The sequence below is a fragment of the Pseudoalteromonas marina genome (assembly GCF_000238335.3).
GTDB lineage: Bacteria > Pseudomonadota > Gammaproteobacteria > Enterobacterales > Alteromonadaceae > Pseudoalteromonas > Pseudoalteromonas marina.
On the sequence record NZ_AHCB03000005.1, the window covers coordinates 537,153 to 546,454 of the forward strand.

Below are 9,302 nucleotides of genomic sequence, written 5' to 3' on the forward strand. Positions count from 1 at the left end.
TTAAGGTTATTTGAATATGTTAGTTTAAATGTTTTATAGGCTGTCATTGATCAAAACGGAGTGCAGTGATTATGAAGTTAATTTATGTGGATGATAATTTACCTGGTATCACTCGAAAGCTTAAAAGCAAGCAATGGCAGTATTTCGATCCTATTGGCAAAGTAATAAAAGATGAAGCGGTTATTGAGCGTTTGAATGCCTTAGCATTTCCGCCTGCGTATAAAAGCGCATGGTTTTGCCCCGAAGAAAACGGACATATTTTAGCGACAGGATTTGACAGTAAAGGGAGAAAACAATACCGATACCACCCAGAGTTTAGAGCCCAGCAAGAAGCCAAAAAATACCAAGCCTGTGGTGTATTTGGCCATAAACTTCCTTTATTGAGAGCTCGCTTGGAGTCAGACTTACAAGGCAGTGAGTTAAATGTAGAACGTACATTAGCAGCGGTTGTTAGGCTTATGGACTTAGGGGCACTTAGAGTCGGTAACGAGCGAAACGTAAAACAAAACAAAACAAAAGCTTTGGCGCTACAACCTTACGCACCCGACACGCAAAGCTGACTGGGAAAAATATTCAGTTAAAATACCGGGCTAAATCTGGAAAAGAGCGTGAGGTCAACATTACTGACAGAGTACTAAGCCATGTAATTAAAGACTTACAAGATTTACCTGGGCAACATCTATTTCAGTATATAAGTGAAGGTGAGCGCACTAACGTAACATCGAGCGAAATAAACCAATATATACAGCACATAATGGGGGAGGAGTTTAGTGCAAAACATTTTAGAACCTGGCGAGCAAGCGTTATTGCTTTTAAGCAGCTAGCTAAAGCCAAAGGCGCACTTACCTTAAAAAGCATGCTCGATTGTGTATCTCAGCAATTAGGTAATACCCCAGCAATAGCACGCAAATCTTATGTTCACCCTGATTTAATTACACTGTGTAAAGAAGATGAAGCAGCTCAAAATGCGTGGCGTGAGTCACTTACGTTACCTCGCAAGACTAAGTATTTAAGCAGATACGAACGTGGTTTTTTAGCGTTTTTAAGCGATTAATCGACATAGCAACTTTACACACTTGAGTATATTTATTACACAAGTAGTTTGTATTGTAACTTAAATGAAATGATTTTATTTTAATAAACCTAATCTTTTCAGTGCCTTAGTGTTGAGTTTGTTTTTGGCACTGACGTTGCACCTCTCGTTGATAATTAAACGGCAAGTACACATGCATTTATCAACACTATTTAGCGAGGGGCGCACTGTGAAGGGATTATTTACAAAAAAAGGTTTTACCAAAACAAACAAAGCTACTTTGAAAGGGGCTTTGTTTGTGAGCTTAGCAAGCATGTTTGCTTCACCTATACTCGCGAATGATGATCTTGATGGTGTTTTACTTGCCAGCTCTTCACTGACCACTTACAGCTCGCAGGGCTACACGCAAACTAAAGATAGCTATTACTTTGATCAATACTCAGCCCAATTAATAAAGCGTACTGAAAAAGCGATTAATTGGTACCAAGAAATAGTGAATCGCGGTGGGTTTATTTCTTTACCCGCCAGCGAGTTGCTTGAACTAGGTAGTAACAGTAAAGCGGTAAGTTTACTCGCTATGCGTTTATTTCAAGAACAAGATTTACTCACTAACGTATGCACTAAAGCGCCGTGCATTTTTGATAAACATATTGAGCGCGCTGTAAAGCAGTTTCAACATCGCCATGGCTTAAACGTTGATGGACGAGTTGGCAAAAACACGTTTGCTAAACTTAATATTCCAGCTGAGCAAAAACTCAATAAGTTAAAGTTAAACTTTTATCGCATTACCAACTTTGCCGGTTCGAGCGATGAACAGTACGTGTATGTAAATATTCCTGAGTATCAGTTGCGCTATGTGAAGGTAGGTGATGTTAAACTTCAAAACAACGTGATTGTAGGTAAACCTAGCTGGGAAACACCGGCATTTAGTGATGAAATAGAAAAATTTGTTGTTAACCCTGAGTGGCGCATACCTATTTCAATTGCTACTAGGGAAATAGCCCCTAAAGTAGCAGAAGATCCTGATTACCTTGTTAAAAACAATATTGAAATCAGAAAAAACAGCTACATAGATTCACAAACAGTTAACCCAAATAATATTGATTGGGGTTCAATTAAGCCTTATCAGTTTGACCATTTTTTAGTGAAGCGTGCGGGTGAAAAAAATCCCCTTGGTGAAGTGAAATATTTGTTCCCTAACCCCGAGGCTATATATGTTCATGATACACCTGCAAAGCAGCGATTTAGCCAAACAAGACGTGCGTTATCGCATGGCTGCATAAGAATTGAAGACCCTTTTTCACTTGCTCAAGAAATAATTAAACATCAAGGTGAAGAGCATGCATTGGCACAAGTTAACGATGCACGCAGTGAAAACAGCACACAAACATTTTATTTGGACGAGCCATTACCTATTCATTTAGTTTATTGGACTGCGTGGGTGGATGAAAACAAGCTCGTTAATTTTAGAGATGATATTTACAAACGCGATCAAAAAGCACTCCTAAAAAATGATAACCAGTCGGTTATTGCAGCATTATTAGAAAGTAAATAATGAGAGGTAATATGAAATTAATCGGTATTTTATTAATTAGTATGCTGACTACTCTGCTTAGTACGCATTTATTTGCTTCTCAGCCTGCTAAAACGGCTCATCAGGTTGTTGATATACAAAACAGGCCTGCTTTTGAGGACGCAGAATTTAGTTTAAAAATTAACGATATTGTCATGCCATACTCACTTTTTTCGGTGTTTGTAATGCCCAATGAGCAGGTTGAATTTGAAGTGCTATATGCGCAATCACCCGATGCTTACACATTAATTAGCGATGAAAAGTTCATGCTAACTGATACTAATCGTTGGCAATGGCAGGCACCGGATACTCCCGGCTTAACATCAGTAATAATTGAATCGCCAAATAAAAAACAGCGTATGAAAATTAACGTGTTTGTAAAAGTACCTGCCGATAAAGTAGAGGGCGGAAAGCTAAAATATTACCAAATAGGGCATTACCCAAAGCAATCGCAAATTAAAGATTCAAAGCACTATATTGTTCCTGACGGGTTTGTTGAGGTGACTCCTGAGAATGAAAGTACCAAATTATCGCCTCACTTTTCTTTAAAAGAATTTGTGAGTAAGCAAAAAAGCAATCATCCCAAGTATCTTTTTTTACAAAATAAACTGCTGCTAAAGTTAGAAATGATTCGTAAGGAACTAATTTTAGAAGGCATTCCAGTTAGTAACATGGTGGTGATGAGTGGTTACCGAACACCTTATTACAATAAAGCCATTGGGAATGTGAAACTGAGCCGTCATGTGTTTGGGGACGCAGCAGATATTTTTATCGATAACGATGGAAATTACCGTATGGATGATATCAATAAAGATGCAAAATATACTATTGAAGACGCAAAAGTGATGGCAAATATTGTAGAGTCGTTAGCCAAACGCGAATCATTTAAAGGCTTATTAGGTGGGTTGGGCGTTTATGGCCCTAAACCGCACCGAGGGGCATTTATACATGTAGATACACGTGGTTTTAAAGCCCGCTGGGTAAGTAAATAAAGTTTACACCTAATAAATATATTAGCTACTTTTTATTAGGTGTAAGTGTTTTTATTGCAACATAAACGTTTCGTATTCTAGGTCTTCAAACTGCCTAGATAACCAAAACAAGCCAACTACAGAAGTAATTATTGTAGAAAGGGCAAATCCGTAGCCATAAAATTGTGGCCCAAGTGCAATAGATAAATACGTAAGCACAATGTTTAATGCTAAAAATAGGCCCGAAAGAACCAACACAGTAAAGCGTTTATCAAGATAGAACAAAATATTGAGAATAGATAAAAATATTACCTGCACGCCTACGCCTACTACATCAATAAAAAGTAGTGTTTTATAGTTAGGATCAATCCCAATATAGGTAAGAATTTGCTCGCCCCACAATAGTAAACATGCAACAGTAATGCCTTGAATTTTAAATATGTCGTACAAGCCACCTCGGGCTGTTGTGATCATGTTGTCTTTTAAAAAGTAAATTTCTTCGAGCGAGGAGCCACCCCTTATCGCAGAATAAAACCTGTCATATTGTTCTACAAAGTCAGTTTCCATTCTTACTAAAAATACCGCCATGCCGGGAATAATTGATAAATAGGCCAAAAATATGGGGAGATCGTAAATTGGGCTAGCTCTAAGGGGGCCTATAATATGTATGGATGTACTTGGTGAAAACCAAAACAAAATTTTATCTGCCCAAACGCCAATATTGTAAAATAGCCCGCAAAAGAACAGCATGTAATAGACTTTTTTTCGACTCATAAAGTCGAAGCTTATTAGTTTATTACCTGGGTAGCGACGAATAATCATGAATAAAAAACTAAAAAATAACAGTGCCTCACCTGCAAAAAAAGCAAAAAAGAGTCCATCTAATTGCCAGTCACGTAGTAATAATGCAAGTAGCACCATAAACGCGTATCCGCTGAGCATAGTGATTAAAATAAGCCGATACTCTTTCATACCCGATAAAAATATAGCACCAAGCCATTGATTACAAAGGCTAACAAAGCCACCTAAAATAATAATTTTGGTTACAACGGGTAAAGGTAAAAATGGCCAAACAGCAAATCCAACCAGTAATGCACCAATCGTTGTAATAAGTTGTGCACCCAGTAAATTGGGGAGTACTGAGTCATCGTCTTTTGTAAAAAATAAATCTGCCACAAATCGCGTTAGCATAAGCTGTAAGCCGCCAGTTAATATTAACGAGGCCGCCATCATGTAAGTTATCAGGGTTAGAAACTGAATAATTAACAGCTTAGGTAATACTATTCCAAGGCTTAAAATACCAATAAGCATTAGAGCGATGATCGACAATAACCAAGGGCCTGAACCGATGAGACCAGCGTAGCTATAGGCTTCAAAAACAGAGAGGAGGGTATTTTTTTTGAGAATTTTCCGTATCTCAAAACCTATTCCGGCCATGACATTGTATCCTTATAAAGCTTGTCGTATCGGGCAAACATGTGGCTTTCGTCATAAAATGCTTTTACACGTTTTAAGCCGCTTGATTGATACTCATGCCATTTATCGTCGTTATTAAGTATGTTTGTAATTTGTACGGCTGTATCGCTTGGCGATGCAATAGAAACAACTTCACCTGCTTTACCTAAAGCCTTGTCTTGTTCTGTGGCACCTTCAATAATTTCTCGACACGAGCCAACATCACTGGCTAGAACAGGTACGCCTGCTGCCATTGCTTCTAGTAACACTAAGGGTTGGGCTTCAGAAATAGATGTTAATGCAACAAGGCCTAACTTAGGGAGTATTTCAGCTATATTTTGCATACCCAAAAACTTCACGCTGTTCTGTAACTCAAGGCTGCCCACCAGTAACTGGCACTCTTTGTAGTACTTTGGGTCTTCTTCAAAAGGACCTATGATCCATCCCTCTATTGCGGGCATGCTTGATTGCACTTCTTTAATGGCACGAATAAAGGTTTTAATGTCTTTGATTGGTACTACACGCCCAATTAAGCCTACTGTTAATGGAATAGTTTTAGAGCGTGCAGCCAGTGCTTTAGCGTAGTGAGCGGTTTTAATGCCGTTTGGTACGACTAAAGAGCGCTTCTCACAGGCTCCATCTTTAATTTGGCGCTGCCTATTACCTTCGTATAGTGAAATTATTCTATCGGCTTGGTGGTAACTCGTGCGGCCAATTTGCTCGAAAAAAGTGATCCACATTCGGCGAATAAAGCCCATTTCGGTATTTAAGTTTTTACCTAAAATAGCTTCAGACTCTTTTATCCAATCAGCTTGAATTAAGTCTATTTTTCGCTCTTTCGTATAAATACCGTGCTCTGTTAATAAGTAAGGCGTGTTATTAATTACGCTTGCACCTGCACCTAAAAAACCAGCATAGCCTGTAGAAATAGAGTGTATAAGTTTAACATTCGGTAATTGGCGGGCAATATCTGCAATTTTAAACAAAGGCTTATACAAATTACGGTACGACCAAAAGAAATCAATAAAAGATGATTCGTCGCAAAATGTTAAATAGTAGTCAGCCAATACCTGCCAAGATGACTCGCTATATAAAAAGTCAGCTTCGTTTATACCGTTTTTTTGCCCAAGTTGTTCAAATGTAAATTCAAGTAACTCGGTGGGAATAGGCTCTTTTGAGTCTCTAAAATAACGTTGCAGTTGCTGCCAAAACTCAAACAACTCTTTTTTATATTTAACGCCGTGCTTTGCTTTTATATCAGTATTATTTTGCTCTACTAGATAATGAACATGCAATTTTGTAACATTTTTTGGAAGTGTGTACTTAATATCGCCATAGTGCTCAGAAGCACCGCCTAAAAAAATAAGCTCAAAGTTATAATGAGGTAGCCCTTCAATAATTTGATGAACCCAACTTGATACCCCCCCCCGAACATAAGGATAAGTACCTTCTAATAATAATAATATATCGGCATTGGGTTTAGGCATTCCAATACTCCTGTAATTGGCGAAGTTCGCTCCCTTTAGGTTGTTCAGGTAACTCTTTTAAGTAGCGTTTACAGTCATCATACTTATTCATGCAAAAGGCAACTTCGGCTTTGTAGGGTAAAACATGGCGACGCGCCATACCTAATTCAGTTGCTTGTACAAGAAAATCAAGCGCACGTTCGTAATAACCAAGTGCTAAATAAACACGCCCTAAAAATACATAATTGGCTGGTTTTTTTGCGTACTCGATACTTTGTAAACTGAGTGCTTCAGCTTTTTCTAATACGTATGTTTTTAAAGCGCCTTGTGCAAGCCCTAAATAACTAAGCTCCCAATATACGTGTGCTAACTGTTCTTGTAAGTTACTTAGCTCAGGCTGTTTTGTGGTGTTAGCAATTTGGTGTTGATAAACGCTAATTTTTTCGTTTAATTTTGTTTCTTTAGCATCAAGTGTTGAGTAGGCCAGTAAGCGTATATCGTCTTCTAAATCTTTGAGTGCGAGTTTTAATATTGGGATTGCTTGGCTGTCGCGCATGTGGCGAGCAGCCATTACTGCAGTTAAGCGTTTGTTAGGTTCGCTTGCGTATTTTAAAATGGCTTTTACACCACCAATTGAATAAGTAGGGTTCGCCGAAATATCAGGAACTTCAAAGGGGAGTTCTGGAATTTCATGCTCTATTATTTCGGTATCATCACTTTTAAGTGGCTTACATAGCGCAAACGTAAGCGCCATCACAACACCTAAAATACCAAATACAGGTAAGCTAAACAGTAATAAGAATAATAATAGCGTGCCATTTATAAGCGTTGTTTTATATTTTTTAGGAATTAAAACGTAGCTCACAAAGGTAAAAAGGATGCTTGCAATGGCATGCAGTAAAATTACACTAAACCAGTTTGGTGTACTAAGAATTTCTTGCAGTGCAAAATACTCGCATAAACATGCAACTAAGGCGGCTATCACAACTTTAATCATGTAGGGCTACCAGTTTAGATAATTCATCCTTATTGACTGGAAACGCTACTTCTTGCTCAATAATAATATCGAGTTCTTGTAATGTTTTACCGGTACGTTCTTTACACCAGCTATTCATTCGCATTACAAAACCATCTTTTTCAAGCTCATCGGCAAGCGGCATCAGTATTAACAGAACTTGTTTTTCATTATCGTATAAATAGATGTCTAACCCTCGGCGAGCCTCGGTTAAATACTCCATTAACCTTCGAGATTCATCATTAATACTTAGCGCGTTCACCTTTAAAAAGTGTGAAGGAATTTTATAACGCTTTGCTTCTTTGTTTGCGTGTTTAACTTGGCGCTTAAAGTATGGCGACTCTTCACGGGTCATTATTGGATTAGTGATTTCGTGACGCAATAAATCACCAATGTGTCCGGCCATAACGGCAAGTAAAGTAAGGGTGTTTTCTTTGAGAGCAAAAAACTTCACTTTTTCAACTAAAATAGCCCCATAAATTGTGTCGTTCACATCAATCAATGGAATAGCAATATGATACTTGCTATCACTCGATGAAGCCTTTGGATTTTTAAGTGACACCAGTTCTTTTTCGTCAAACATGGCAGCTATTAATGGGTCTGAATTAGATGGCTCACTCATTTTTCCTACACTAGCTAGTGCAGGCTCTTGTATTTTATCGTTTTCAACTTTATATAAGCCTGCTTTTTCTATCGAGCCATATTCTATAAATAGATTTAAAATAACCTCAGCGGCACTGTCTAAGCGTCTTTCTTTTAATTTACCAATTGATTCTCGTACGGCTTGTAATGACTCACGTAAACTAAGTGTATGTCCAGCAAGCATTTGTTCGATTCGGTCATGTGATGAGCTAATTAAATGATACTGGCGCGTAAATTTTTCAAGTCGGTCTGATACATAGGCTAGTTGAATGCTTTGCTGTTGATTAGTTCGCTCCCATACATCTCTAAATTCACCTGCCACCATAACTACAATAATGTAGCCAATCATTGCGTTAATATTAAACTCACTTTTAGGGTCTAATATATTGCTTTGTATTAGCAATAATTGCCCTACTAGTAAGGTTAAAATACTAATAAAACCTTTTGAAAAGCCATAGCGTAGAGCAACAAGCAACGGCCCTAATACTGGCCAAGAAAACCCTCCTTGCGTCCAATAGGGGTCCTCAGCATTAAATAGAACAGGCAGCCCTAAAGCTAAAGCGGTAAAAAAACATACCTCAGCCCATATCTGTAGCTCAGGAACGTCTCTTGGGCGTAAGAAATGTGTTTTCACTCACTAACCTCAATATAAGACACTAAATCGGCAATTACATCTTGCGCAGTTGCTGCAATGCTATCGCGTCCCCAACCGCTTTTTGCAATGGTGCCGGTCCAAATTGGCGTTGTTTCACCGTTTTTTGTAAGCAATAAAGTAAGTGCAACCACTGGCTCTCCATCAAGACCTGCTTTGTAACGCCATTCTTCAATACTGCCACTAAGTACATAGTCAGCTTGTTGAGTATTGAGCCATTGCATTGCGTTGTTTAAACGGTATTGATCGTCTAAAGGTGGCAGGTCTTTACTGCTATTTCTTGGTGCACGAAGTAACTTAGGTAGCTTATTTTGTTGCCAAATACTTGCTAAAATATCTTCAGCGCGCTCACCTGCCAGTGGTGTTTGTGCATGATTAACAAGCGGTAATAAAGCTACGGTAGTTGCTGGGCTAATTTCGATATCATCAGCAATTCGACTTGTAGTACACGCCGACAAGAGCAAAACCAAACTAAGTATAACTAAGCGAAACATA

At 38.4% G+C, this 9,302-nt stretch carries 7 protein-coding genes and 1 pseudogene; 3 read left to right on the plus strand and 5 right to left on the minus strand.

Translation table 11 applies throughout. The features are described 5' to 3' along the window. The first annotated feature begins 71 nt into the window (after nucleotides 1-71). From PMAN_RS19225 to PMAN_RS02545, 3 genes and pseudogenes are all read left to right on the plus strand, one after another. A pseudogene (locus PMAN_RS19225) lies at nucleotides 72-1,054 on the plus strand (DNA topoisomerase IB). 172 nt (nucleotides 1,055-1,226) lie between these two features. After that, the gene (locus PMAN_RS02540; RefSeq protein WP_010555845.1) at nucleotides 1,227-2,588 is read left to right on the plus strand and encodes a L,D-transpeptidase family protein; all 1,362 of its coding nucleotides are present in this window, start codon (nucleotides 1,227-1,229) and stop codon (nucleotides 2,586-2,588) included. A gap of 11 nt (nucleotides 2,589-2,599) precedes the next feature. Next, nucleotides 2,600-3,598 carry a D-Ala-D-Ala carboxypeptidase family metallohydrolase gene (locus PMAN_RS02545; RefSeq protein ID WP_010555846.1) on the plus strand — a complete coding sequence of 333 codons (999 nt, stop codon included), beginning with the start codon at nucleotides 2,600-2,602 and terminating at the stop codon, nucleotides 3,596-3,598. Nucleotides 3,599-3,649: 51 nt separating this feature from the next. On the opposite strand, the gene pelG is transcribed toward PMAN_RS02545, so the two are convergent. The 5 genes from pelG to PMAN_RS02570 are packed head-to-tail and all read right to left on the minus strand — an operon-like array spanning nucleotide 3,650 to nucleotide 9,301. Continuing rightward, entirely contained in the window at nucleotides 3,650-5,014 is a 1,365-nt protein-coding gene (gene pelG, locus PMAN_RS02550) for an exopolysaccharide Pel transporter PelG (RefSeq protein ID WP_010555847.1), read from the minus strand. Then, nucleotides 5,002-6,519, minus strand: a complete 1,518-nt coding sequence (gene pelF / locus PMAN_RS02555; RefSeq protein WP_010555848.1) for a GT4 family glycosyltransferase PelF — start codon at nucleotides 6,517-6,519, stop codon at nucleotides 5,002-5,004. The genes pelG and pelF overlap by 13 nt, the downstream gene beginning before the upstream one ends. Further along, the gene (locus tag PMAN_RS02560) at nucleotides 6,512-7,495 is read right to left on the minus strand and encodes a tetratricopeptide repeat protein (RefSeq protein WP_010555849.1); all 984 of its coding nucleotides are present in this window, start codon (nucleotides 7,493-7,495) and stop codon (nucleotides 6,512-6,514) included. The genes pelF and PMAN_RS02560 overlap by 8 nt, the downstream gene beginning before the upstream one ends. Beyond that, the gene (locus tag PMAN_RS02565) at nucleotides 7,488-8,789 is read right to left on the minus strand and encodes a PelD GGDEF domain-containing protein (protein WP_010555850.1); all 1,302 of its coding nucleotides are present in this window, start codon (nucleotides 8,787-8,789) and stop codon (nucleotides 7,488-7,490) included. Before PMAN_RS02565 ends, PMAN_RS02560 begins: the two co-directional genes overlap by 8 nt. Beyond that, nucleotides 8,786-9,301: a hypothetical protein gene (locus tag PMAN_RS02570; RefSeq protein WP_008132805.1), complete on the minus strand. Its 516-nt coding sequence runs from the start codon at nucleotides 9,299-9,301 to the stop codon at nucleotides 8,786-8,788. The genes PMAN_RS02565 and PMAN_RS02570 overlap by 4 nt, the downstream gene beginning before the upstream one ends. Nucleotide 9,302: the final 1 nt, after the last annotated feature.

Coding starts and splice junctions, on each gene's coding strand:
- PMAN_RS02560 (WP_010555849.1), bottom strand. CDS start 7,495: ATGATTAAAGTTGTGATAGCCGCCTTAGTTGCATGTTTATGCGAGTAT.
- PMAN_RS02570 (WP_008132805.1), bottom strand. CDS start 9,301: ATGTTTCGCTTAGTTATACTTAGTTTGGTTTTGCTCTTGTCGGCGTGT.
- PMAN_RS02545 (WP_010555846.1), top strand. CDS start 2,600: ATGAAATTAATCGGTATTTTATTAATTAGTATGCTGACTACTCTGCTT.
- pelG (WP_010555847.1), bottom strand. CDS start 5,014: ATGGCCGGAATAGGTTTTGAGATACGGAAAATTCTCAAAAAAAATACC.
- pelF (WP_010555848.1), bottom strand. CDS start 6,519: ATGCCTAAACCCAATGCCGATATATTATTATTATTAGAAGGTACTTAT.
- PMAN_RS02540 (WP_010555845.1), top strand. CDS start 1,227: ATGCATTTATCAACACTATTTAGCGAGGGGCGCACTGTGAAGGGATTA.